Below are 24,452 nucleotides of genomic sequence, written 5' to 3'. Positions count from 1 at the left end.
CCAGATGGGCGAGGTCAGATCAGACACAAAATAAGTTAGACTCGACGGCAGTTTGGGTCTGCACTCGCGTCTACCCTTCAGCCGCCTTTTCTCAGTGAATTGAATCCAGGCAGTCGATGCGCTATTCGGTTGAAATAAGAAAATTCCTTTACAGCCAGTACTTTTATGGCGGCCTGCGCATCGCGGTTGGTGTGTCGTTACCGGCGCTCTTGTGCCTGATCGTGTTTCATGACCGCGAACTCGGTTTCACGATCGCCACCGGCGCACTCGGCGCGTGCGTGGTCGACATGCCGGGGCCGCTCAAGTACAAGCACAACGAAATGCTGGCGTGCACCGTGATCGGTTTCCTGTCGGCGCTCGCCACGGGGCTCGCCACCGTCAATCCGGTCGCACTGTGGTGTACGGTTGTGCCGCTCACGTTCGTGCTCTCGCTGATCGTCGTCTACGGCAACCGCTGGCCGCAGATCAGCTTCGCCACGCTGTTCATGATGATCATGACGCTGGAGGAACACTTCACGCCGGTCCAGGCGCTCGTCAACGCATCGTGGATTCTGCTGGGCGGCCTCTGGTACACATACTGGTCGACCTTCGTCAGCCGCTGGATGATGCATCGTATCGAACAGCAGGCGCTCGCCGAGAGCGTATTCGCGTGTGCCGACTACCTGCTCGCGCGCGCCGCGTTCTACGATCTCGACAACGACCTGGACGAGTGCTATCGCAACCTGGTCGACAAGCAGATCGCGGCCGTGGAGCGCCAGGACGCCGCGCGCGACATCGTGTTGCGCAATCTGCCCAAGCTCAAGCGCGGCAAGCTCGAACCGCGCCGTGCGATGCTGTTCAATCTGTTCATCAACACCGTTGATCTGCACGAACTGTTTGTCGGTGCGCACACCGATTACCCGCTCGTGCGCAACACGTTCGGCGGCTCCGATCTGCTGGTGTTCTACCGCGACCTGATTCGCAAGGCCGCTGAAGACCTCGAAGAAATCGGGCTCGCGGTTTTGCAGAATCATGCGCCGCGTAAAAGCGTGAACGTCAAGGCTGAATTGCGCGCGATCGAATTCGAAATCGAACTGATGCGCAAGCAGGACCTGCCCGCGAAAAGCCCCGAGGCTTATGCAGCGGTGTCGTCGAATTTCAGACGCATCTGGAGCGCGACGCGTCTGATCGACAAGATGCGCAAGAGCCTGTCGAGCGACCCGAGCCCGACCGAAACCGAGCTGCGTATCGACAAGGCGCTAAGCCGCTTCGTGTCTAGCAGGCGCGTGCCTTTCGGCCAGATTTTTTCGAATCTCACGATGGCGTCGCCGAGCTTTCGCCATGCGTTGCGGGTGACGATCGCGGTCGCCGTCGGTTTCTGGCTCGGCCGTCTGTTGCCGCTGACGAACGCGTACTGGATCGTGATGACGACCGTCATCATCTTGAAGCCCGGTTATTCGCTGACCAAACAGCGCAATGGGCAGCGGATAGTCGGCACACTGATCGGCTGCGCGGCGAGTATTGCGCTGATCATCCTCGTGAAGAATCCGCACATCGTGATGGTGGTGATGTTCGCGTCGATGGTGATGAGCTACAGCCTGCTGCTGTTCAACTACGCGGCGAGCGTGGTGTTCACGTCATCGTATGTGCTGTTGCTGTTCCATCTGCTCGCGCCGGGCAGCATGCGCATCATCGGCGAACGCGCGATCGATACGGTGGTGGGCTGCGCAATCGCGATTGCCGCAAGCCATCTGTTCCCGTATTGGGAGTACCGGCTGATGGGCAAGCTGGTCAACACGATGATCAGCGCGACCCGGCAGTATCTGGAGGCGAGCTGGTGGTGGAGCGGCAAGCCGGCCGCCGCGGTGGTCGCGACCGTGACCGAAGCCGGTGCGCGTGCCCCGGCTGCGGCGATGACCGATCCGGTCGCGGAATTCACAAGGCCGGCAATGGTTAATACCGGTGGGGTTTCAAGCGCGGGGGGTGCAAACGTGGTTGCAAACGCAGGTGCGAGCACGAATGCCGACGCTACGTCCACCGCTGTCGCCGATGTCAAGCCGCTGGCCGACCTCAAACCAATCGCAGACGCCGAGTCCAGCGCGGGCACCACCACGGTCAGCAATGTGACTGCGCGACCGGTCGCCGGTGCATCCGCTGCTGCCGCCGCAGCGGCGACGGCGCTCGACCGCGATTACCGCTACCGCCTCGCGCGCAAGAACGTTCACGTGGCGTTCGCCAATCTTGGCCAGGCGTTTCAACGGATGATGCTCGAGCCGAAGTCCGCCCAGCGATTCGTGCCGGAATTGAACGGCCTGCTCGTGCGCAGCCACGTACTCGCATCGCAGATCACGGCGGCTGCGCCGTTGCTGCGCACCTCCGCACAGCAGCAACAGCAGGTCGAAAGCGTCTCTTTGCAGCCGCTGCAACGCGCGCTGAGCGCCGTCCGCGACAATCTCACCGAAGCTGAAGCCGGCACCGCAGCGCCCGCCGATCAAGCCGAGCAGATCAAGCTGCTAAGCCGCGAACTCGATGCGATGGTGGTCGAAACGGAAAAGTCGCCGGACTATTCGGCCGATGCCGTGCATGACATGAAATTGCTCGCCCATCAGTGCAAGCAGATGCTGGCTGCGGCGGCGCTGATTCGCAAGGATGCGAGCGTGATCCGCCTGCCGGCGGGGTGAAATGGCGATGGCGAAGAACGCTCGCCACCAGCCAACCCAGTCTTACTGAGCCGCGCCGCTCGCCGGCTTCATCACCGACGCAGCCGCTGCCGCTTCCGACGAAATAGACGGCGCCCCTGCATTCTGGCTGTCGAAGTCGTGCTTTTCCTTGATTGCGTTATAGAGAATCGTCGCAATCACCAGCAATATCGCAACCACGATGAAGATGGCAACGCCAAGGGTTGGGTTCTTCTTGCGCGGCGGTTTATTCATGAGGCGGGCTCGGTTCGCGAAACAGTCGTGGATGGCAGCGGGGAACGCGGCATTCTACGCTGGACAAGCTTGCACACGGCTTGCAATCAGCGCTGCCATCCGCCTCATACAGGCTCATAGAGGTACGCAGCAAACGGCGCACCTGCTGACACGCCCCGCACTTTCACGCCTTCACTAAGTCACCGCCGATGGCCGCACCGGCAACGCCGTCGAATACTTGATCTGTTCCATCGCAAAACTCGAGCTAACGTCATACAGCGGCACGGCGGCAATCAACTGCTTGTACACGCGGTCGTAATCGTCGATGTCGGATACCACGACGCGCAGCAGGTAATCCGTTTCGCCGCTCATCCGGTACACCTCCACCACCTCGGGAATCGCCTGCACCGCCAGCGTAAAAGTCCTGGCCCAGTCCTCGGTATGCTGATTGGTCCGCACCGCGACGAATACCGTCGTTCCCACGCCGAGTTTGCGCGCATCGCAAAGCGCCACTTGCGCGCGAATCACGCCGGCCTCTTTAAGCCGCTGGAGCCGCTTCCAGCAAGGTGTCTGCGACAGATTCACCCGCTGCGCCAATTCGGCGATCGGCATGGTCGCGTCTTCCTGCAACAATTCGAGCAGCTTCCGGTCGATGATATCCATTCCCATCTTCACACCCCTATAGGAAATTATTCTACTTTTGAGATTCCGAGGGGAATTATATGGAAACTCTTTCTCCGGTCAAACGGGTATAAATATCGCTATCCAGAAATAGCCGACAAAGCAGCGACGACGCTGCAAAACAATCATGAGCGAAGACTTCCGCGCCCCCTCTTTCGACCGTCTTCCGGTCTACCGTCCGCAGTCCGGCGCAGCGGGTGAAACGGCGTCGCGCGCTGGCACAGGCACCCCACAGCGTCCGCCGATCAATCACGACTCGCCGCTGGCCCGCCTGTGCGACGCGCTGGATGCGATGTTCGAAGCCTGCGCGCATTTTCCCGAGCCGTCGGACTCGACCTTCTTCGCGCGCAGCATGCGCATTGCGCTGGCCCAGGCAGCCGCCGATCCGGCATTGCTCACGCCGCATCAACGTGAAGGTTCAGTGGAGAACTACCGGCGTCATCTGCTCGCCGCCGATCCACACGGGCGCTATGCGATCGCCGCACTGGTCTGGCAGCCGCAGCAGGCAAGCCCGGTTCACGGACATCACACGTGGTGCGGGTACGCGGTGCTGGACGGCACGCTAAGCGAGACGGTATTCGAATGGAACGGCGCGCAGCATTGCGCCAGCGCGACGCGCACGCAGGCGCGCAAACGCGGAGCGGTGTCGTTCGTGCGTGGCGGCCGGGGTGGTATTCATCAGTTGGGGAATCGCTCTGATACGCCTGCTGTTTCGCTGCATATTTACGGTGTGCCGGGTGCTCAAATCGCGACGCATGTGAACGATGTGGTTCAAGCAGCTAACTCGACGGTGCTTGTCTGAAGCCGGCATACAGCACACACACGCCGCCCCTCGTACCCGCATTGCATCTCAAGTCTTCCCCGCCGTAGGAATCTGCGGCGGCACCGGGTCGGTCTGCCCGGTCGGCGGCGGCGCGGGCCTCGGCTCATGCGACACGTCGCGCGCCACAGCGAGCGGCACATGCGCCGCATGCGCAGGCCGCGCCGCTGCCCCCACCCCCGCTCCGGCATGCACTTCGCCATGTCCGGCCTCATGCGCGTGCTGCGCCATCAGCCCCGACATGTCGTCGTCCTGCAAAGGCTGCCCCTCGCTATCTTTCGACGACGTGTAGACCCGCATCTGCGGCACCGGAATCTCAATCCCCGCTTCGTCCATCTTGCGCTTGAGCCGCAGATTGAACGCGCGCGCCACGCTCCATTGCTGCAGCGGCCGCGTCTTGATCTGCCCTTTCACGACCATCCAGTTCGGATCGAAACGGTCCAGCCCCCACACTTCGATCGGCCCCAGCATCTCGCGCCGGTAACGGAAGTCGGCCATCAAGTCGGCGCCGACTTCACGAATCAGTTGTGTGATCTGATCGACGTCGGTGGAAAACGCCATGCGCACTTCGAACACCGCGTACGCGAAATCGCGCGACAGATTCTTGACGATCTTGATCTGCGAGAAAGGAATCGCGTGAATCGCGCCCTGGCCGTCGCGCAAACGCACGGTCCTGATCGACAGATGCTCGACCGTGCCCGCGTGTCCGCCGTCCACGTCGATCCAGTCGCCCACCGAAATCGTGTCTTCGATGATGATGAACAGGCCCGTAATCAGGTCGGTCACCAGCGATTGCGCGCCGAAACCGATCGCCAGACCGATCACGCCCGCGCCGGCCAGCAGCGGCGTCACGTTGATGCCGAGATTGGCCGCCGTCACGATGCCGGCAATCGTCATGATCGTCACCAGCAGCACGTTGCGCACGAGCGGCAGCATCGTACGTGCGCGCATGCTCGGCGCGCGCGCCTTGTTGCGCGGACCGCCGGGATTCAGCGCTTCGGTGATCGCAGTGTCGACCAGAATCCACAGCAGCCACGCGATGAATACCGTCGCGATGATCGCCACCACGGCATGCGCGATGCCGCGCGCGGCGACGTTTTCCTCGACCATCGCCACCAGCGAGACGCCCCACAAGCGGGCGGCCAGTTCGAAGAAAAACAGCCAGATGAACAGCGTCAGCAGCGTGCCGGAAAACCGCAGCAGCCGCGTCAGATAAGGCGAACGACGACGGGCGCGGGCACTGCGCGGACGTGTCATCCGCAGCACGATCGCCGACAGGAAGAACGCCAGCACCAGCAAGGCCGCCGTGACGATCGAAATCTGCAGCACGTTCTCGCTGGAACCCGAGCCGCCCAATGTTGCGACCACCGAGGCCGTCGCCAGCACCAGCACCGGCACGTGCCACAACGCGGCAAGCACGTCGAACGCGTCGGTGGCGGCCTTGTGGTCGTTGCGCTGCTCGTACGGCCGGTTGCGGATCAGATGCGCGACCGGCCGGCGGAACGCGAGCGCGAAATAGCCGGTCAGCACGGCGGCCGTCATGTTGGCGGCAGTCGAAATCAGTGCGGCGAGATTCGAGCCGAGTTGATGCGCGACGTCGTAATTGACCGCCGCGTCGCCGAGCGCGCCGCACACGCCGACCACGAACAGCACGCGCCGCGCATGATCGATCAGGAGGCGCACTGCGACGCGCCGGTGCCCCGAGCCGAACAGCGAAAACATGATCAGACAGATCGCCGAAAACACCGCGCCCGCGACGATCGCGTAGGCGACCACCATGCCGAGCGTGCGGCCGAGCGCATCGGGCATCGCGCGCACGAACAGCAGCGCGGCGACGAACGCAATGATCCACGGACCGACACGGCGCAGCGCGAAGATCAGCAACTCGCGCGTGGTCGGATTCGGGTTCAGTCCCATGACGATGCCAAAGCGCCGGTAGATCCGGTGTTGCAGATAGATCAGCGCGCCGGCGCATGCGCCCCAGCCGAGCAGCATCCCGAGCATCGACAGCAGAATGCGGCTGAAGCTCTCCTGCCCCTGGCCTGAAACGATTGTGTAAAGCTCGTTGCCGGCCGCATTGAAGCGGCCGCCCCAATAACGCACCGGCGTGCGGCCCTGATGCACATCGGATTCGAACGACGCAATGCCCGACGCAATCGCGCCGAGCAGGCCGGGACTCGGTTGCGCGGGCGGCGGCGGCGTGACCGTTTTCGAGACGTCGCGCAATTTTTTGAGCTGGGCGACGAGCGCGGTGCGTTGCCGGTCGTTGTCGAGGGTGGAGATCACGCTGTCGAGCGAGCGCGCCAGCTCCGCCTGGCTGGCGGGCGACGGCGCCGACGCGGCGTCGGCGGCGGACGCGCCCGAAGCCGCCGATGCCGCTGCGGGCGCCACCGTCGCGCTATTGATGAGGCTCTGCAAAGCCGGGATCACCGGCGTGCTGGTGCCGGCGCCCGCCGTGGCGGCTTGCGCGCCCGCGGGCAACCAGCCCAAACAGAGGATCAGCGCGACGCAGGCTGCGGCGGCCCATGCAGCCGTTCCCGCACCGAGCCTTGCCCAGAACGGCGTGCGCGCGCGTTGCCGCGCGCCGGGAGCGCTTCGATCTGAAGAAATATGAAGAACGGCGCGAGTCGCCGGCTGCCCGCCGATGGACGGCGCAGCCTCGGACTCACGCCGCGATGGGCATGACTGCATGGCAATCCGTAGAAAAACGGGAGACGCCAAGTGTAGCCGCAGTTTTACCCGGCGAGACCGTACATGCGTAACCGAATGTTAGGACGCTTGCGCGATCTGCGGGGCCGGGAATTCGGCCCGCGTCTCAATACGCCACTGTCGCGATCTGCCGCACGAAACGGCCCTGCTCGAGTTCGTCGACGAACGCGATGGCGTAGTCTTCCGCGGAAATGCTGCTATTGCCTTCAGCGTCGGCGATCAGCGTATTTGCGCCGGTGCGGAACGTGCCGGTGCGCTCGCCCGGCGCGATCAGCGCGGCCGGCGCGAAGAACGTCCAGTCGATATCGGCGACCGTACGGTAGTAGTCCAGCACGACGCGATGCGCGAGCGCAATTGCCTTATACGCGTCGGGAAATCCGTCCGTATCGACCAGTTGCTTGCCCGGCGCAACTTCGAGCGAGCCCGCGCCGCCCACCACCACGAGGCGCTTCAGGCCAGCCGCACGCACGCCTTCGACCAACGCTTTCGTCGCGTTCGTCAACGTCGCCAGATTGTCTTGCGGCGGCGCGTAAGCGCTTGCCACCACGTCATGGCCGCGCACTGCCGCGCCGACGCTCGCTGCGTCGAGCAGGTCGGCTTGCGCCGCTGTCAGATTCGCCACACCGGCCGGCACGCGCGACGGATCACGCGCCAGCGCCGTGACCTGATGCCCGCGACGTGCCGCTTCTGCCGCGATTCGCGAACCGACCATACCGGTGGCGCCGAACAAGGCGATCTTCAGTTGTTTGCTCATGTCACTACTCCTGTTCCTGTGATTGATTTATATGTAACTAACTTGATTACATATGTCGTGCAAAAAACGGGGGCGTGGGCCCCCGTCTACGATCGGACGCATGTTTCAGGTGTTATTCCGAACCCTGAACGCACGTCCTTGATGATGCTTTGCTACTCCGCCACTGCTACCTGAATGCCTACGCGCGGCGCTTGCGCTCGCGTTGCTTCTCCGAGCGCACCACGTCCGCCGTGGCGTCGGCGAGCGTACGTGCGCCGAGCGAGGCTTCCATGGCCCGCTGCGCGTCGTCGATGATTCCACGCAGCACGCCCTGAATATTGCGCCCCACCATGCACGCCGGATTCGGCTCCTCGCGATGCAGCGCGAACAATTGCGCGTCGTCCACCGCGCGATACACGTCCAGCAACGTGATCTGCTCAGGCGTTTTGGCGAGCAACGCGCCGCCGCCCGCGCCGAGCTGAGACGTGGTGAGACCCGCCTCCGCCAGCATCGTCAGCAGCCGCCGGATCAGCGCGGGATTCGTATTCACGCTGCCCGCGATCATGTCCGACGAAAGCGGCACGCCCTTCTGCAACGACAGCAGCGCGAGCACGTGAACCGCAAATGCAAACCGGCTACTCGTATTCACAGCGAACCCGCCCGGCGACAATGTGTAACCATGGTAATTACATTTAACGGGACTGTCAAACCTGACTTCAAGGCTGCCGTCGAATCGAATGCCGAACCGACCGGTTGATCGTGCAACACCGTGGCCTGCATATCACTTGTCCATCTGCTTTTGCGCGTCGGCGGAATCGGCCGAGCCTGACGACGAAGCCGACGCATTTGCCGACGACGCCGAATTCTGCGCCGACCATTCCTGCAGCTTGCGCCCTGCGGTTTCGAGGCTCTGCCCGGTCAGCGACGCGGCCTTGCCGAGTTGCGCCTGGGTCGCGCTGGCCGCGTTCTGCAGATTGGCCTGCGCGGTCGAAGCGAGTGCGCTGGGGTCGATGTTGATCGACGGCGCCGACGTGGCGGACTGCAGGTTCTGTTCGGCGGTGTTTTTGGTCGTGTCCACGGTCTGGCCGACGTAGCTGGCGGCCTGATCCAGCTTCTGACCCGCGGCCTGCGCGACGTCGTTGAGCTTGCCGGCAACCTGCCCTGCGGTCGCGTCGTTCTTCTGGCACGCGGCCAGTCCTCCGAACACGACTACCACGCACGCGACACGGCGCAGCAAAGATGAATGAATAGATGAAATCATGGTTGGATGTGAACCGCGTGGGCGGCTTCAGCTTGGCGAAAACGCGCTCATGATACGCCGTTGCGACGGAAGCCCTTGTCAGGAAGCGCGCACGGCACGGTCATATGCGAACCGAAGGCGCTTGTTAAAGACGGCCCCGGCCCACTTCCGGCGGCCAGTTCAAAGGCACTTTGGCACCCGGAACGAAGGCCTGGAACGATCGCGCAAGTCGTCGCGGTTCTGTCAAACGCGATGGAGTAGACTGCCTGAGCGTCATAAACGTCCATGAACGTGAAGCGACGTTCGCAATGTTCCGTTGATCAACTGGAGGCATACGATGGCGGCAAAGAAGATTCTGTTCCTCACCGGCGACTTCGCCGAGGATTACGAAACGATGGTGCCGTTCCAGGCACTACAGGCAGTCGGCCATATCGTCGACGCCGTCTGTCCGAACAAGCACGCGGGCGACCGCATCAAGACGGCGATCCACGATTTCGAGGGCGACCAGACCTACACCGAGAAGCCGGGCCATCTGTTCACGCTCAACGCTTCGTTCGACGATGCCGATCCGCGCCAGTACGATGCACTCGCGATTGCGGGCGGCCGCGCCCCCGAGTACCTGCGGCTCAATCACAAGGTAATTGAACTCGTGCGGCAGTTCGCCGAAGCGGGCAAACCGATCGCCGCGATCTGCCACGCTGCGCAACTGCTCGCCGCCGCCGACGTGATCCGCGGCAAACGCATTTCGGCTTATCCGGCATGCGCGCCCGAAGTGAAACTGGCGGGTGGCGAATATGCCGACATTCCGGTCGACGCCGCTATCACCGACGGCAATTTCGTGACCGCTCCCGCGTGGCCTGCGCATCCCGAATGGCTGCGTCAATTCCTCGTGCTGCTCGGCACGCGCATTGAACTTTGAGCGTTTTTAAACCGCGCTTGAGCCGGTTCTTAATCTGCTCTGAGTCCATCTGATTTATCGGCGAGCGCCATGCCATTTCGGCATAGGACGCTCGCCCGAATGAAGCAATCGCTTCGTAATTGAGACTGGTCCGATTGTTCCTGCAGAAGCTCATTCCTATAGTCGCAAGCTCACTTGGGAGTGTCTTGCGATGGAACTGGTGGACTGGATCGTCATCCTCGCCGTCATGCTGATGGCAATTGCTTTTTTCTGCGCGCGTAAGCCCGTCAACTGGTCGCGCGAGAACCGTACGCGGCGTCTCGCGGGCATGCGTATGCTGGTACAGGCGGCTTGCGCCATGTGGATCGCGCTGCTGATCGTCGCGCGCGCCCTGTTTACGATCAACGGTCTGGCCGGGTTGCGTCCCACGCCGCTTCACGCGCTAACGCTCGTCACGATGCTGATTGCCTGCGCGTGCTACTGTCGATTCGCGGCAGCAAGCTGCTTAAACCACGGCAGCTATTTACCACGCATTGAGCGAGCGGGCGGATTGGTGATTGGTGTTTTTCGCCTGAGCGGGCAAATCTGCGCTGGGTCTTCCAATACGCTGATCACCGTGTTCCGATTCGCTGCGACGTATCGGCGGAATGCGCGGTCGGATGACCCGTAGTGCGGCTCATGTCCCGATGCTCGGAATTGGCTCGCCAGTCGAATAAATCGGACTTTTCGCGCGTATCGCCCGCGTCGGCTGTTGCGGCCGTCGTAGCCGTTGCAACCGTGAACGGCCCCGCAGCCGGATCGACATTGCGCATGCCGGCTTCGGGCAGCGACAGATAAAAAGTCGTGCCCACGCCCTCTTTCGATTCCGCCCAGACTCGGCCGCCATGCCGTTCGACCACGCGGCGCACCAGCGCAAGCCCAATCCCTTCGCCCGCCGTGGAATTGCCGTGCAGCCTCTGAAACGCGTTGAACAGGCGCGGCAACGCGACTTCCGGGATGCCCTGGCCGTTGTCCCGCACGTAGAAAATCCGTAGCGACTGAACGCCTGGCGGCGCTAGTGTCGTGCCGATTTCGATTCGCCCATCGCGCGCGGGGTCCAGATAATTCACCGCGTTGCCCACCAGGTTCGCGAACACCTGTTCAAGCGCGGTGGGATCGCCCCACACGGCCGGCAAGTCGTCGACGCGCACCTGAGCCCGCTTTGCCCGGATCGACCCCTGCATGGCGTCGACCACGCGTTGCACGATATCGTGCACCTCCACCCTTTGCCGCCGGTACTCGACCCGGCCGACCCGCGACAGCCGCAACAACGCGTCGATGATGTGCGACGCCCGCAGCACGGCGGTCTGCAGATAATGCAGCGCCTCGCCGATGTCCTCGTCGATGACCCGCTCGATGCGTTGCCGCGTCGCGGCCGCCAGCGACGACTCGCGAACCGCCGCGCGCAGTTCATCGCACGCGCGGATCAGTTCTTTCGAGAAGCCCTGCAGGTTCACGAGCGGCGCGCGCAGATCGTGCGACACGCTGTAAATGAACATCTCGTTTTCCTGAGTCTGCTGCCGCAAGGTCTCGTTGATCCGCACGAGTTCGCCCGCGCGGCGCGCCAGATCCGCCTGAAAACGCGCCTGGATACGCTCGGCTTCGAGCAGGCGCCGGCTGGTTTCGTGCAAGGTCTGATCGAGGCGCGCGAGTTCGTCGTGGCCGGTCGTGACGGGTGCGAGCGGCTCATTGCCCGCGAGGCGTCCGGCATTGTCGGACAGCAACGCGAGCCGGCCCCGCACGCCGCGTGTGAACAGCCAGATAGCCAGCGCGACGAACAGCAACGAGCCAAGCGCGGCCGCGACGATCAGCGTTTGCTGACGTTCGCGCGCCTCGTCGGCGGCGTTCGAGCGCAACGTGTCGAGCCGCCGCTCTTCCGTCTGGAACGCGACCGCCTGCAAACGGAAGCGATCGAGCACGTCGGATTCCGCGAGATCGCGGAAGCGTTCGACCACATCGTGCCGGCGCCCCGAATGCAGCATGTCCTGAATCCGGTCCGACCATTGGCGATACGCCTGCACTTCCTGGCGCATCTGCACTACGCGCTCAACCTGCGCGGGATTGTCGGCAACCAGTTCGGCCAGTTGGTCGATACGGCGATCGACGTCCATCCATAACGCCACGGGCGTCGTAAAGCGCGTGTTTCCAGCGAGAACCGCGCCGCGCAGCGCGACGGATTCACCCATCACAGGATCGAGAATCGCGGCGGTCTGACGCAGCACATCCTCGCTATGGATTGCCCAGCGCTCCGCCAGCGCCGCGTCGGACTGCGCCTTGACCAGTCCGGACAGCAACGCCAGTTCGAAGAACGCCGGAATGGCGATCAGCAGCAGGCCTTTAGTGGTCAGTCTCATGCGATGCGCATAGGGTCGATGATCCGTGGATCAGGCACGGGAACGGCACATTATGTCGGCGTTTCACCACGAAACAAAGCGGGCTATGTGGCAGTCCGTCCGGGCCAATTACGCCTGGCGAGTGCGACGGCTATTAACGCCGAAACCAAGTTTGAAAACGTCAGGATTTTGAATTAAATGTAATTAAAATCGAATATTTCGCCCTTAACTGGATCATAAAAAATGAGGCGATAAATTAATGCACTATAACTGTGCTTTCTAATGCTTTATTCAGGTGCGTCGATATTCGCGAGATATGTGCATGACCTAACTCGCACGCATAAAGAAGCCCATCCCGGTGCCGTTTTGCACCTCACCGACGCGAGTCGCGCACAAGTTTGGCCCACTTCTTGCATTCATTGCCCGTTTTTTTGGCATAGCGGGACACATCGATGGAAAGCTTTAAAACCGGCACCGATACGCTCTTCCTGCTGCTCGGCGCAGCCATGGTGCTGGCCATGCATGCGGGATTCGCGTTTCTCGAACTCGGCACGGTCCGCAAAAAGAATCAGGTCAACGCGCTCGTCAAGATCCTCGTGGATTTTTCGGTGTCGACCATCGCGTACTTCTTCATCGGCTACACGATCGCGTACGGCGTGCAGTTCTTCGGCAGCGCCGAGTCGCTGGCCGCGCACAACGGCTACGCGCTGGTGCGCTTCTTCTTCCTGCTGACCTTCGCCGCCGCGATTCCGGCGATCGTGTCCGGCGGCATTGCAGAGCGCTCGAAATTCAACCCGCAGTTGTTCGCGACCTTCGTGCTGGTCGGTTTCATCTATCCGTTCTTCGAAGGGATCGCGTGGAACGGCCGCTTCGGCGTTCAGGACTGGCTGCATCAGACGTTCGGCGCGCAGTTCCACGATTTCGCCGGTTCGGTGGTGGTCCATGCTTTCGGCGGCTGGGTCGCGCTGCCGGCCGTGCTGCTGCTCGGCGCACGGCACGGGCGTTATCACCGCGATGGCGGCATCGCCGCGCACCCGCCGTCGAACATTCCGTTCCTGGCGCTGGGCGCGTGGGTGCTCACGGTCGGCTGGTTCGGCTTCAACGTGATGAGCGCGCAAACGGTCGACAAGATCAGCGGCCTGGTCGCCGTCAATTCGTTGATGGCGATGGTCGGCGGCACGTTGACAGCCTGGCTCGCGGGCCGCAACGACCCGGGCTTTACCTATAACGGCCCGCTGGCCGGGCTGGTCGCCGTGTGCGCCGGCTCGGACGTGATGCATCCGCTGGGCGCGCTGGTGACGGGCGGCATCGCGGGCGTGCTGTTCGTCTATATGTTCACGTGCGTGCAAAACCGCTGGCGCATCGACGACGTGCTCGGCGTGTGGCCGCTGCATGGGCTGTGCGGCGCGTGGGGCGGGATCGCCGCGGGCATTTTCGGCTCACGCGCGCTCGGCGGGATGGGCGGCGTCGCGTTCGGCTCGCAGGTGATCGGCACGCTCGGCGGGATCGTCATAGCGACGGTCGGCGGCACGGCGGTGTACGGTGTAATTCGCCTGACGGTCGGTCTGCGGCTCGATCAGGAAGACGAATACAACGGCGCGGATCTGTCGATCCACAAGATTTCGGCGACTTCGGAGTGAGCCGGCACGCGCCGGTTGCGTGAGCGATGAAACCGGCTCGACGCGCGCAGTCTCAGGCGCGCGTCGAGCCGACTGACTTTATTAGCATGGCCCTGCTCGACCGTCGCACGGTCGGCTGCGAATACGGTGAAAAACGCGGTTAAGACTGCGATTGAAAAGCGGCCCCAAGACCCGCCGCATAGCTCCCCTGGCTCCGCGCCGACCTGTCCCCCCAAGCTCCGCCGATGTTAGACTCGCGCGCTGGAGATGGCATCTTCCCAAACCGCCCCTGTGGCCGATGATGCCTGCTTCGCCCGGGCCTTCGCGAATGCGGCGTCGCGCTGCCCGCCCGGTCCGATACGTCGACACCCGGTTTCGCCAGGCCCTTCTCATGTATTGGTCCTTTCTCGCAGTCGCCATCGGCGGCGCACTCGGCTCGCTGTTTCGCTGGTTTCTCGGTGTCCGCCTGAACGGCGTGTTCAGCGGCTTGCCGCTCGGCACGCTCGCAGCCAACGTCATTGCCGGTTACATCATCGGCGTAGCAGTGGCGGGCTTCGCGCGCGCGCCGCAAATCTCGCCGGAATGGCGGCTTTTCGTCATTACCGGCCTGATGGGTGGCCTGTCCACCTTCTCGACCTTCTCGGCGGAAGTCGTGCAACGCTTGCAGGACGGCCGGCTCGGCTGGGCCGCGGGCGAAGTCGCGATTCACGTCGGCGCATCGCTCGTCATGACGATTCTGGGCATCGCCACGGTGTCCTTGCTGTCGCGCTAAAGCCCCACTTTCAGAAGCGCCCCTGCCCTCACTCTGGCTCACGAACACCGGTGAGCGACGGCGCACGCGCTGAAACTCCGGGCGAAAAAAAAGGCGTCACGTTGCCGTGACGCCTTAAAAAGTTCTAGCCATTCCGAGGGCCGTGCTAGAACCTGAGAGACGGTATTCGAAAAGTCATAGCGCAATGCGCCCCTGACAACCGACGGTGACGTGAAATTGTGGAGACAATCGACACAAAGTGAGTCACGGTGAATTCAAACTCTTCAGAAAAACCGAGTTTGAAAGCGTCTTTCGAAATGAGATTCCATTTTTTATGCTTATGCTGACTAAGTCAAGCAAAATCTAAAAAGCGGAATACGGCACGGAAAAATATTCCGATACAATGAATCTTCTGATGAAAAACGGAATCAGCACCCCTGGACCGGGGTGACTGGCGGGCTGCTGACTTTACCTATCAGCAGATTGCAAACGAATAATTTGAAATACAGTTCCAAAAAAATCACATGAACCCACCCGCTCGTCCCTCAGTGCCAGCAGATACGTTCAAGGAAAAAGACGGCTCGGGCGATGAAGTCACCGCCCTCGCGCGAGGCCTCACGGTGCTGCGTTCGATCGCCGCCGCCGACGCCCCGCTCAGCAACCGCGAACTGACCGAACTGACCGGCATCCCCAAACCGACCGTGTCGCGCATCACCGCGACTCTGGTTGGCGCCGGCTTCCTGTTCAGACTGCCTGACAGCGAACGCTTCGTGCTGACGTCGTCGGTGCTGGAATTGAGCAACGGCTTTCTGCGCAACTTCGACATCCGGGCCCGCGCGAGGCCTTTCCTGATCGAACTTGCCGAACGCACGTCGCTGTCTGTTCACCTCGCCGTGCGGGATCGCTTCGACATGGTCGTGATCGACGCAATCCGTCCGCGTTCGGCGGTGCTGGTGTCGCGCCTGGAAATCGGTTCACGGATGAACCTGAGCCGCACAGCGGTGGGTCGCGCCTATCTCGCAGCGCTCGCCAAGCCCGAACGCGACAAATTGCTGATCGGCCTGCAGGCGGCAGAAGGCGATGACTGGGGCCATGTCGGCAGCCGGCTCGAAAGCGCGTTGCGGGAAACCATCGAACAGGGTTTCGCGATCGCCACCGGCGAGTGGTACAACGGCCTGAACGCCATCGCGCAGGGTTTCGTCGGACCGTCCGGCGAGCGCTATGCAGTGAATTGCGGCGGCTCGGCCGACCAGTGTCCGCGTGACTGGCTGATCTCGCGCGCCGCCCCGGCGTTGCTCGAATGCATCAGCAAAATCGTTCTCGAAATTGGCGGCACGCCGGGACGACGGCTCGACAATTGAGCCACGCAAAGGCTTGCCGGTCGGCAGCCCCAACAGTGGTCCTGTCCGTGGCAGTACATCCTGTAACCTTTGTAATCAAAAGAAAAATACACAGGTGGACTGTTACGGACCACGCAACGTAGGATCATGCGTTTCCGTCGCGCGGGGCGCGTGTCTGACGGGTTGCCGCTACCCTGAGTTGCCTCGAATAACCGCAGCAACACTGCCGGCATAGCGGCGAGAACAACGCATTGCGTTAACATCTCCGTCCCGCGCCTCGGGTAGCATCGCGCTGAAAAAGCGCGTGCTGCTTCCGCTGATATCAATAGTTGCCTGTCATGCCACCCGCGTGCCGGTCCGCCGAACTTCTGTTCCGGCTGGGCCGCGCGAGCGGCTCACATCAAAGCCTGCCACCTGACCGAACCGATGGACGAACAACAAAAGCATTCGGAAACTTCACGCCCCGCCGACCCGGCTTCCCAATCGCGCCCGAACGGCGCTCCGGGCGGCAAGCCAGGCGATCCGCGCGGTCCTGTGAAGCGGCACCGCGGCCGCAACGTCGCGTTGATCGTCGCGGCGCTGGTCATCCTCGGGGTCGTGGTGTGGCGCTGGCATCCGTGGGGGGCGGCCGGCGGCGAAGCAACCGGCGCGTCCGACGCACGCGGCGCGAGCGGTGCGCGCACCGGCGGCCGTGGCGGGCGCGGTGGTCCTGGCGGCATGGGCAACATGCCGCAACCGGTTCACGTGGCGACGGCCACGCAAGGTGAAATGCCGGTCGTGCTGACCGCGCTCGGCACGGTCACGCCGCTTGCCACCGTCACCGTGCTGCCGCAGTTGAGCGGCGTGTTGCAGGACGTGTATTTCAAGGAAGGCCAGATGGTCAAGAAGGGCGACGTGCTCGCCCAGATCGACCCGCGTCCATATCAGATCTCGCTCGAAAATGCACAAGGCACGCTGGTGCGTGACCAGGCGCTGCTGCAAACCGCCCGCCTCGACCTGAAGCGTTATCAGACGCTGCTCGCGCAGGACTCGATCGCAAGCCAGCAGGTCGACACGCAGGCTTCACTCGTGCGCCAGTACGAAGGCACGGTGAAGTCCGATCAGGCGAACATCGACAGCTTCAAGCTCGACCTCGTCTACGCACGCATCACGGCGCCGGTGTCGGGACGCGTCGGTTTGCGCCAGGTCGATCCGGGCAACTACGTGACGTCGAGCCTCTCCACCGGCATCGTCGTGATTACGCAGTTGCAGCCGATCAGCGTGATCTTCACGACTTCCGAAGACAACCTGCAGCAGATCATCCAGCACACGCAGAACGGCGAGCAGTTGTCGGCCACCGCCTACGACCGCGCGAACACCACGCCGCTCGAAGTCGGCTCGCTGAAAACGATGGACAACCAGATCGACACCACCACGGGCACGGTCAAGCTGCGCGCGATCTTCAACAACCCCGACAGCAAGCTGTTCCCGAATCAGTTCGTGAACACGCGTCTGTTGGTCGACACCATCAGGAACGCCGTGATCGTGCCGACCACGGCCGTGCTGAACGGCTCGATGGGCCAGTTCGTGTATGTCGTGAAGCCGGACAACACGGTGACCGTGCGTCAGGTGAAGCCCGGTCCGGTGGACGGCGAGCGCACCAGCATCCAGTCCGGCCTGCAGGTGGGCGAGCGCGTCGTGATCGACGGTTCGGATCGTCTGCGCGAAGGCGCGAAGATCACGATTCCGGCGGATCGTCCGCGCGGCGCGTCGGGTGCGCATGGCGCGCACGGCGCAAGCGGAGCGAGCGGTGCCTGGGCCGCAGGTGCATCGGGCGCCTCGGGCGCGCACGCACATCGCCATAAACGCGACGCGCAAGCTTCGGAATAAGGCACGGCACCTACCGCATGAATCCATCCCGCGCTTTTATTCTGCGTCCCGTCGGCACCGCGCTGCTGATGGCGGCGATCATGCTGGTCGGCCTCGTCGCGCTGCGCTTCCTGCCGCTGTCAGCGCTGCCCGAGGTCGACTATCCGACGATCCAGGTGCAGACCTTCTATCCGGGCGCGAGCCCGGACGTGATGACGTCGTCGGTCACCGCGCCGCTCGAACGGCAGTTCGGGCAGATGCCGTCGCTCAACCAGATGTCGTCGCAAAGCTCGGCCGGCTCGTCGATCATCACGCTGCAATTCAGCCTCGACCTGCCGCTCGATATCGCCGAGCAGGAAGTCCAGGCCGCGATCAACGCAGCCGGCAACCTGCTGCCGTCCGACCTGCCCGCGCCGCCGATCTACGCGAAGGTCAATCCGGCCGACGCGCCGATCCTCACGCTCGCCCTCACGTCGGCCACGCTGCCGATGACCCAGGTGCAGGACATGGCCGACACGCGTCTCGCGCAGAAGATCTCGCAGGTCGCGGGCGTGGGTCTGGTGAGCCTGTCGGGTGGCCAGCGCCCCGCCGTGCGGATTCAGGCGAACCCGCGCGCGCTTGCCGCGTACGGTCTGAATCTGGACGACTTGCGCACCACGATCTCGAACCTGAACGTCAACACGCCGAAGGGTAACTTCGACGGTCCGACGCGCAACTACACGATCAACTCGAACGACCAGCTGACCGACGCCGATCAGTACAAGAGCGCCGTGATCGCGTACAAGAACGGCCGTCCGGTGATGCTGACCGACGTCGCCAATATCGTGCAGGGCGCGGAGAACACCAAGCTCGGCGCGTGGGTCGACAACACGCCCGCCATCATCCTGAACGTGCAGCGCCAGCCGGGCGCGAACGTGATCCAGGTGGTGGACAGCATCAAGGCCTTGCTGCCGCAATTGCAGCAGTCGCTGCCCGCCGCACTCGACGTGCGCATCGTCACCGACCGCACCACCACGATCCGCGCGTCCGTGCGCGACGTGCAGTTCGAACTGGCGATGTCGGTCGTGCTGGTCGTTCTGGTGATGTACCTGTTCCTCGCCAACGTCTACGCGACCATCATTCCGAGTCTGTCGGTGCCGCTGTCGCTGATCGGCACGCTCGCCGTGATGTACCTGTGCGGCTTCTCGCTCGACAACCTCTCCCTGATGGCGCTGACCATCGCGACCGGCTTCGTGGTCGACGACGCGATCGTGATGATCGAAAACATCGCGCGTTACGTCGAGGAAGGCGAAGATCCGCTTGAAGCCGCGTTGAAGGGCTCGAAGCAGATCGGCTTCACGATCATTTCGCTGACCGTCTCGCTGATCGCCGTGCTGATCCCGCTGCTGTTCATGGGCGACGTGGTCGGCCGGCTGTTCCATGAATTCGCGATTACGCTGGCGGTGACCATCGTGATTTCGGCGGTCGTGTCGCTCACGCTCGTGCCGATGATGTGCGCGAAACTGCTGCGCCACACGCCGCCGCACGAGAGCCACCGTTTCGAAGCGAAGGCGCACCGCGCCATCGACTGGGTGATCGCGCGTTACGCGGTCGCGCTCACGTGGGTGCTGAACCGGCAACGCTCCACGCTGTTCGTCGGCCTGCTCACGCTGGTGCTGACCGCGCTGCTCTATATCTACATTCCGAAGGGCTTCTTTCCGGTGCAGGACACCGGCGTGATCCAGGCGATCACGCAGGCGCCGCAGTCGGTGTCGTATGCGTCGATGGCCGAGCGGCAGCAGGCGCTCGCCGCGCAGATCCTGAAGAACCCGGACGTGGAAAGCCTGACGTCGTTCATCGGCGTGGACGGCAGCAATATCACGCTGAACAGCGGCCGTATGCTGATCAACCTGAAGCCGCGCGACGACCGCAGCCACACCGCGAGCGAAGTGATCCGGCAACTGCAGCGTGACGTCGCGCATATTCCGGGCGCGTCGCTGTACATGCAGCCGGTGCAGGATCTGACCATCGACTCGACGGTCAGCCCGACGCAGTACCAGTTCATGCTGACCGATCCGAACATCAGCGAATTCACGACGTGGGTGCCGAAGCTCGTCGAGCGGCTGCAACAGTCGCCCGAACTCGCGGATGTCGCCACCGACCTGCAGGACAACGGCCAGTCGGTGTTCATCGAGATCGACCGGGCAACCGCATCGCGTTTCGGCATTACGCCGGCCACGATCGACAGCGCGCTGTACGACGCGTTCGGCCAGCGCATCATCTCGACCATTTTCACGCAGTCGAACCAGTACCGCGTGATTCTGGAAGCATTACCGGAGATGCAGCATTACACCGAATCGCTGAAGTCGATCTATCTGCCCTCTTCCACCTCCACGACCGGCCAGGTGCCGCTGTCGTCGATCGCGAAGTTCATCGAGAAGCCCGCGCCGCTGCTGGTCACGCACCTGAGCCAGTTCCCGGCCACCACCGTGTCGTTCAACCTCGCGCCCGGCTCGTCGCTCGGCGCAGCGGTCAAGGCGATCGGGCAGGCGGAGAAGGACATCGGTTTGCCGGCGTCGTTCCAGACGCGCTATCAGGGCGCGTCGCTGGCGTTCCAGGCGTCGCTGTCGAACGAACTGTTCCTGATTCTGGCGGCTATCGTCACGATGTACATCGTGCTCGGCGTGCTGTACGAAAGCTTCATCCATCCGATCACGATTCTGTCGACACTGCCATCGGCAGGCGTCGGCGCGCTGCTCGCCCTGCTGATCACCGGGCACGATCTCGACATCATCGGCATTATCGGCATCGTGCTGCTGATCGGTATCGTGAAGAAGAACGCGATCATGATGATCGACTTCGCGCTCTATGCCGAGCGTGAAGAAGGCAAGCCGCCGCGCGAAGCGATCTACCAGGCGTGTCTGCTGCGTTTCCGGCCGATTCTGATGACCACGCTCGCCGCGCTGCTCGGCGCATTGCCGCTGATGCTCGGCACCGGCGCAGGGTCGGAGCTGCGCCGTCCGCTCGGTATCGCGATTGCGGGTGGTCTGATCGTCAGCCAGTTGCTGACGCTGTTCACCACGCCGGTGATCTACCTCGCGTTCGACTCGCTCGGCCGTCGCTTGCGTGAGCGCTTCAATCGCGGCGGCCCGTCGCACGGCGGTCCGTCCAATGACGCCACCCCGCCCGCCACCGATGCAGGGAACTGACCGATGAACCTGTCGCGTCCGTTTATTTCCCGTCCGGTCGCCACCACGCTGCTGGCGATCGGCATCGCGCTGGCCGGCGTATTCGCGTTCACGAAGCTGCCGGTCGCGCCGCTGCCGCAAGTGGACTTCCCGACCATCTCGATTCAGGCCACGTTGCCGGGCGCAAGCCCGGAGACGGTGGCCACGAGTGTCGCGAGTCCGCTCGAACGGCATCTCGGCTCGATTGCCGACGTCACCGAAATGACGTCGCAAAGCTCGGTCGGCTCGACCCGCATCACGATGCAATTCGGCCTGAACCGCGATATCGACGGCGCCGCACGCGACGTGCAGGCCGCGATCAACGCCGCGCGCGCCGATCTGCCAACCAGCCTGCGCAGCAACCCGACCTATCACAAGGTCAATCCGGCCGACGCGCCGATCATGATTCTGGCGCTTACGTCGAAAACGCTGACCGCCGGCCAGTTGTACGACTCGGCGGCCACCGTGCTGCAACAGTCGCTGTCGCAGGTGGACGGGATCGGCGAAGTGGACGTGAGCGGCTCGGCGAACCCGGCCGTGCGCGTCGAACTGGAGCCGAATGCGCTGTCGCACTACGGCATCGGTCTCGAAGACGTGCGCGCGGCGCTGGCCGCGGCGAATGCGAACAGCCCGAAGGGGTCGATCGAATTCGGTGCGAACCGCGTGCAGATCTACACCAACGACCAGGCGAGCAAGGCGTCGCAATACAAGGACCTGGTCATCGCCTATCGCAACGGCGCGGCGGTGAAGCTGTCCGACATGGGCGAAGTGGTCGATTCGGTCGAAGATCTGCGCAACCTCGGCCTCTTCAACGGCAAGCGCTCGGTGCTGGTGATCCTGTACCGCCAGCCGGGCGCGAACATCATCGACACGATCGACCGCGTGAAGGCCATGCTGCCGCAACTGCATGCGTCGCTGCCCGCCGACGTCGACATCGCCCCCACCGCCGACCGCTCCACGACGATCCGCGCATCGCTGCGCGACACCGAGCACACGCTGATCATCGCAGTGGCGCTGGTGGTGATGGTGGTGTTCCTGTTCCTGCGCAACTGGCGCGCCACGCTGATCCCAAGCGTGGCCGTACCGATCTCGATCATCGGCACGTTCGGCGCGATGTATCTGCTGGGCTTCTCGATCGACAACCTGTCGCTGATGGCGCTGACCATCGCGACCGGCTTCGTGGTCGACGACGCGATCGTGGTGCTGGAGAACATCTCGCGGCACATGGAGAACGGCGTGCCGCGCATGAAGGCCGCGTTCATCGGCGCGCGCGAAGTCGGCTTCACGGTGCTGTCCATCAGCATTTCGCTGGTCGCCGTATTCCTGCCCATTCTGCTGATGGGTGGCATTGTCGGGCGGCTGTTCCGCGAGTTCGCGCTGACGCTGTCGCTGGCTATCGCGGTGTCATTGGTCGTCTCGCTCACGCTCACGCCGATGATGTGCTCGCGCCTGTTGCGCGAACATCACGAAAAAAAGGAAGAAGGCCGCTTCGGCCGCTGGCTCGAACGCGGCTTCATGTCGATGCAACGCGGCTACGAGCGCTCGCTCGGCTGGGCGCTAGTGCATCCGAAGCTGATCGTCACGATTCTGCTGCTGACCATCGGCCTGAACGTGTGGCTGTACATCATCATCCCGAAGGGCTTTTTCCCGCAGCAGGACACCGGGCGGCTCGTCGGCGGCATTCAGGCCGACCAGAGCACGTCGTTCCAGGCCATGAAAGGCAAGTTCTCGCAGATGATGGATATCGTCGGCAAGAACCCGGCGGTCGAGAGCGTGGTCGGCTTTACCGGCGGGCGGCAGACCAACTCGGGTTTCATGTTCGTGTCGCTGAAATCGAAATCGGAGCGCACCCTGTCCGCCGATCAGGTGATCCAGCAACTGCGCGCGCCGCTCGGCGACGTGGCCGGTGCGCGCACGTTCCTGCAAGCGGTGCAGGACATTCGCGTCGGCGGACGGCAATCGAACGCGCAATACCAGTTCACGCTGCTCGCCGACTCGACGCCCGATCTCTACCTGTGGGGGCCGAAGCTCACCGAAGCGCTGCAGGCCCGTCCCGAACTCGCGGACGTCAACTCCGACCAGCAGCAAGGCGGCCTCGAAGCGATGGTGACGATCGACCGCGCCACCGCAGCGCGTCTGGGCATCAAGCCCGCGCAGATCGACAACACGCTGTACGACGCCTTCGGCCAGCGTCAGGTGTCGACCATCTACAACCCGCTCAATCAGTATCACGTCGTGATGGAAGTCGCGCCGAGGTACTGGCAAAGCCCGGACATGCTGAACCAGATTTACGTCAGCACGTCGGGCGGCACCGCGAGCGGCGCGCAGACCACCAACGCGCCGGCCGGCACGGTGACCTCCACGGCGACCACCTCGACCACGACCAGCGCGTCGGCGGGCGGCGCAGCGGGCACCACGGCCACGAGCGCGGCCAGCATCGCCGCCGACTCCGCACGCAATCAGGCGATCAACTCGATTGCGGCGAGCGGCAAGTCGAGCGCGTCGTCGGGAGCGGCCGTGTCCACATCGAAGGAAACGATGGTGCCGTTGTCGGCCATCGCGAGCTTCGGGCCGGGCACGACGCCGTTGTCGGTGAATCACCAGAGCCAGTTCGTCGCGTCGACGATCTCGTTCAACCTGCCGCCGGGCGTGTCGTTGTCCACGGCAACGGCCGCGATCTACGACACGATGGCGCAGATCGGCATGCCGGGCACGATTCACGGCAGCTTCCAGGGCACCGCGCAGGCGTTCCAGCAGTCGATGTCCGACCAGCCGATCCTGATCCTCGCCGCGCTCGCCGCCGTGTATATCGTGCTGGGCATGCTGTACGAAAGCTACATCCACCCGCTGACCATTCTGTCCACGTTGCCATCGGCCGGGGTCGGCGCATTGCTCGCGTTGCTGCTGTTCAGAACCGAGTTCAGCATCATCGCGCTGATCGGCGTGATTCTGCTGATCGGTATCGTGAAGAAGAACGCGATCATGATGGTGGACTTCGCGATCGAAGCGTCGCGGCAGGGAATGTCGTCGCGCGATGCGATTTTTCAGGCGTGTCTGCTGCGCTTCCGCCCGATCATGATGACCACCTTCGCGGCTCTGCTCGGCGCGCTGCCGCTCGCGTTCGGACGCGGCGAAGGCGCGGAGCTGCGTGCTCCGCTCGGTATCGCAATCGTGGGTGGTTTGATCGTGAGCCAGATGCTCACGCTTTACACGACCCCGGTCGTCTATCTGTACATGGACCGGATTCGCGTGCGGTGGGAGTCGAGAAAAGCACGCCGATCGGGCATTGCGCCTTCTGCGTGACGTGACGTGACGGGATGCGCCGGGGGTTGTGCGATTCAGTG

The 24,452-nt window shown here is 63.3% G+C and carries 16 protein-coding genes, 1 pseudogene and 1 riboswitch; of the genes and pseudogenes, 10 read left to right on the top strand and 7 right to left on the bottom strand.

The window, feature by feature from the left end; translation table 11 throughout:
- The first annotated feature begins 116 nt into the window (after nt 1–116).
- Entirely contained in the window at nt 117–2,660 is a 2,544-nt protein-coding gene (locus BLS41_RS07520) for an FUSC family protein (RefSeq protein WP_074763730.1), read from the top strand.
- A 42-nt stretch (nt 2,661–2,702) separates the two neighbouring features.
- Here BLS41_RS07520 and BLS41_RS07515 read toward each other — a convergent pair whose 3' ends face one another.
- Both BLS41_RS07515 and BLS41_RS07510 read right to left on the bottom strand, forming a co-directional pair.
- Nucleotides 2,703–2,912 carry a hypothetical protein gene (locus BLS41_RS07515; protein ID WP_074763729.1) on the bottom strand — a complete coding sequence of 70 codons (210 nt, stop codon included), beginning with the start codon at nt 2,910–2,912 and terminating at the stop codon, nt 2,703–2,705.
- A 174-nt stretch (nt 2,913–3,086) separates the two neighbouring features.
- Nucleotides 3,087–3,560 carry an Lrp/AsnC family transcriptional regulator gene (locus tag BLS41_RS07510; protein WP_074766354.1) on the bottom strand — a complete coding sequence of 158 codons (474 nt, stop codon included), beginning with the start codon at nt 3,558–3,560 and terminating at the stop codon, nt 3,087–3,089.
- Nucleotides 3,561–3,864: 304 nt separating this feature from the next.
- On the opposite strand from BLS41_RS07510, the gene BLS41_RS07505 reads away from it, so the two are divergent.
- Nucleotides 3,865–4,374, top strand: a complete 510-nt coding sequence (locus BLS41_RS07505; RefSeq protein WP_436971996.1) for a cysteine dioxygenase family protein — start codon at nt 3,865–3,867, stop codon at nt 4,372–4,374.
- 48 nt (nt 4,375–4,422) lie between these two features.
- Here the strand turns inward: BLS41_RS07505 and BLS41_RS07500 are convergent, their stop codons facing one another.
- The 4 genes from BLS41_RS07500 to BLS41_RS07485 all read right to left on the bottom strand — a co-directional run bounded on the left by BLS41_RS07500 (nt 4,423) and on the right by BLS41_RS07485 (nt 9,095).
- Nucleotides 4,423–7,083, bottom strand: coding sequence for a mechanosensitive ion channel family protein (locus tag BLS41_RS07500; RefSeq protein WP_074763727.1), 2,661 nt, complete (start codon nt 7,081–7,083; stop codon nt 4,423–4,425).
- Nucleotides 7,084–7,207: 124 nt separating this feature from the next.
- Entirely contained in the window at nt 7,208–7,855 is a 648-nt protein-coding gene (locus BLS41_RS07495; RefSeq protein ID WP_074763726.1) for an NAD(P)-dependent oxidoreductase, read from the bottom strand.
- Between the two features lie 178 nt (nt 7,856–8,033).
- Nucleotides 8,034–8,483: an Rrf2 family transcriptional regulator gene (locus BLS41_RS07490; protein WP_074763725.1), complete on the bottom strand. Its 450-nt coding sequence runs from the start codon at nt 8,481–8,483 to the stop codon at nt 8,034–8,036.
- A 132-nt stretch (nt 8,484–8,615) separates the two neighbouring features.
- A complete protein-coding gene (locus BLS41_RS07485) occupies nt 8,616–9,095 on the bottom strand; it encodes a BCAL1086 family glycoprotein (protein ID WP_074763724.1) in 480 nt (159 codons plus the stop codon).
- 316 nt (nt 9,096–9,411) lie between these two features.
- Between BLS41_RS07485 and BLS41_RS07480 the strand changes: the two genes are divergently transcribed.
- A complete protein-coding gene (locus BLS41_RS07480) occupies nt 9,412–9,993 on the top strand; it encodes a DJ-1/PfpI family protein (RefSeq protein WP_074763723.1) in 582 nt (193 codons plus the stop codon).
- A gap of 190 nt (nt 9,994–10,183) precedes the next feature.
- Nucleotides 10,184–10,509, top strand: a pseudogene (locus BLS41_RS07475) (hypothetical protein).
- A 74-nt stretch (nt 10,510–10,583) separates the two neighbouring features.
- On the opposite strand, the gene BLS41_RS07470 reads toward BLS41_RS07475, so the two are convergent.
- Nucleotides 10,584–12,365 carry a sensor histidine kinase gene (locus BLS41_RS07470; RefSeq protein ID WP_083379941.1) on the bottom strand — a complete coding sequence of 594 codons (1,782 nt, stop codon included), beginning with the start codon at nt 12,363–12,365 and terminating at the stop codon, nt 10,584–10,586.
- A 431-nt stretch (nt 12,366–12,796) separates the two neighbouring features.
- On the opposite strand from BLS41_RS07470, the gene BLS41_RS07465 reads away from it, so the two are divergent.
- The 6 genes from BLS41_RS07465 to BLS41_RS07440 all read left to right on the top strand — a co-directional run bounded on the left by BLS41_RS07465 (nt 12,797) and on the right by BLS41_RS07440 (nt 24,411).
- Nucleotides 12,797–13,984, top strand: a complete 1,188-nt coding sequence (locus BLS41_RS07465) for an ammonium transporter (RefSeq protein ID WP_074763722.1) — start codon at nt 12,797–12,799, stop codon at nt 13,982–13,984.
- Nucleotides 13,985–14,217: 233 nt separating this feature from the next.
- Nucleotides 14,218–14,278: riboswitch (Fluoride riboswitch) on the top strand.
- Nucleotides 14,279–14,354: 76 nt separating this feature from the next.
- Nucleotides 14,355–14,735 (top strand): fluoride efflux transporter CrcB, encoded by a 381-nt coding sequence (gene crcB / locus BLS41_RS07460; RefSeq protein ID WP_074763721.1) that lies wholly within the window; start codon nt 14,355–14,357, stop codon nt 14,733–14,735.
- A 503-nt stretch (nt 14,736–15,238) separates the two neighbouring features.
- Nucleotides 15,239–16,075, top strand: coding sequence for an IclR family transcriptional regulator (locus BLS41_RS07455; RefSeq protein WP_074763720.1), 837 nt, complete (start codon nt 15,239–15,241; stop codon nt 16,073–16,075).
- A 405-nt stretch (nt 16,076–16,480) separates the two neighbouring features.
- Complete coding sequence (locus tag BLS41_RS07450) at nt 16,481–17,923, top strand: MdtA/MuxA family multidrug efflux RND transporter periplasmic adaptor subunit (RefSeq protein ID WP_074763719.1); 1,443 nt, start codon at nt 16,481–16,483, stop codon at nt 17,921–17,923.
- 17 nt (nt 17,924–17,940) lie between these two features.
- Nucleotides 17,941–21,090, top strand: coding sequence for an MdtB/MuxB family multidrug efflux RND transporter permease subunit (locus BLS41_RS07445; protein WP_074763718.1), 3,150 nt, complete (start codon nt 17,941–17,943; stop codon nt 21,088–21,090).
- Nucleotides 21,091–21,093: 3 nt separating this feature from the next.
- The gene (locus tag BLS41_RS07440; protein ID WP_074763717.1) at nt 21,094–24,411 is read left to right on the top strand and encodes an efflux RND transporter permease subunit; all 3,318 of its coding nucleotides are present in this window, start codon (nt 21,094–21,096) and stop codon (nt 24,409–24,411) included.
- Nucleotides 24,412–24,452: the final 41 nt, after the last annotated feature.

The organism is Paraburkholderia fungorum, assembly GCF_900099835.1.
Lineage (GTDB): Bacteria > Pseudomonadota > Gammaproteobacteria > Burkholderiales > Burkholderiaceae > Paraburkholderia > Paraburkholderia fungorum_A.
This window is presented reverse-complemented; position numbering and strand designations above follow the sequence as displayed.

Bases quoted from the DNA above. Each gene is read 5' to 3' on its own strand.
- BLS41_RS07520 (WP_074763730.1), top strand. From the start codon at position 117: ATGCGCTATTCGGTTGAAATAAGAAAATTCCTTTACAGCCAGTACTTT.
- BLS41_RS07515 (WP_074763729.1), bottom strand. From the start codon at position 2,912: ATGAATAAACCGCCGCGCAAGAAGAACCCAACCCTTGGCGTTGCCATC.
- BLS41_RS07510 (WP_074766354.1), bottom strand. From the start codon at position 3,560: ATGGGAATGGATATCATCGACCGGAAGCTGCTCGAATTGTTGCAGGAA.
- BLS41_RS07505 (WP_436971996.1), top strand. From the start codon at position 3,865: ATGTTCGAAGCCTGCGCGCATTTTCCCGAGCCGTCGGACTCGACCTTC.
- BLS41_RS07500 (WP_074763727.1), bottom strand. From the start codon at position 7,083: ATGCAGTCATGCCCATCGCGGCGTGAGTCCGAGGCTGCGCCGTCCATC.
- BLS41_RS07495 (WP_074763726.1), bottom strand. From the start codon at position 7,855: ATGAGCAAACAACTGAAGATCGCCTTGTTCGGCGCCACCGGTATGGTC.
- BLS41_RS07485 (WP_074763724.1), bottom strand. From the start codon at position 9,095: ATGATTTCATCTATTCATTCATCTTTGCTGCGCCGTGTCGCGTGCGTG.
- BLS41_RS07480 (WP_074763723.1), top strand. From the start codon at position 9,412: ATGGCGGCAAAGAAGATTCTGTTCCTCACCGGCGACTTCGCCGAGGAT.
- BLS41_RS07470 (WP_083379941.1), bottom strand. From the start codon at position 12,365: ATGAGACTGACCACTAAAGGCCTGCTGCTGATCGCCATTCCGGCGTTC.
- BLS41_RS07465 (WP_074763722.1), top strand. From the start codon at position 12,797: ATGGAAAGCTTTAAAACCGGCACCGATACGCTCTTCCTGCTGCTCGGC.
- crcB (WP_074763721.1), top strand. From the start codon at position 14,355: ATGTATTGGTCCTTTCTCGCAGTCGCCATCGGCGGCGCACTCGGCTCG.
- BLS41_RS07455 (WP_074763720.1), top strand. From the start codon at position 15,239: ATGAACCCACCCGCTCGTCCCTCAGTGCCAGCAGATACGTTCAAGGAA.
- BLS41_RS07450 (WP_074763719.1), top strand. From the start codon at position 16,481: ATGGACGAACAACAAAAGCATTCGGAAACTTCACGCCCCGCCGACCCG.
- BLS41_RS07445 (WP_074763718.1), top strand. From the start codon at position 17,941: ATGAATCCATCCCGCGCTTTTATTCTGCGTCCCGTCGGCACCGCGCTG.
- BLS41_RS07440 (WP_074763717.1), top strand. From the start codon at position 21,094: ATGAACCTGTCGCGTCCGTTTATTTCCCGTCCGGTCGCCACCACGCTG.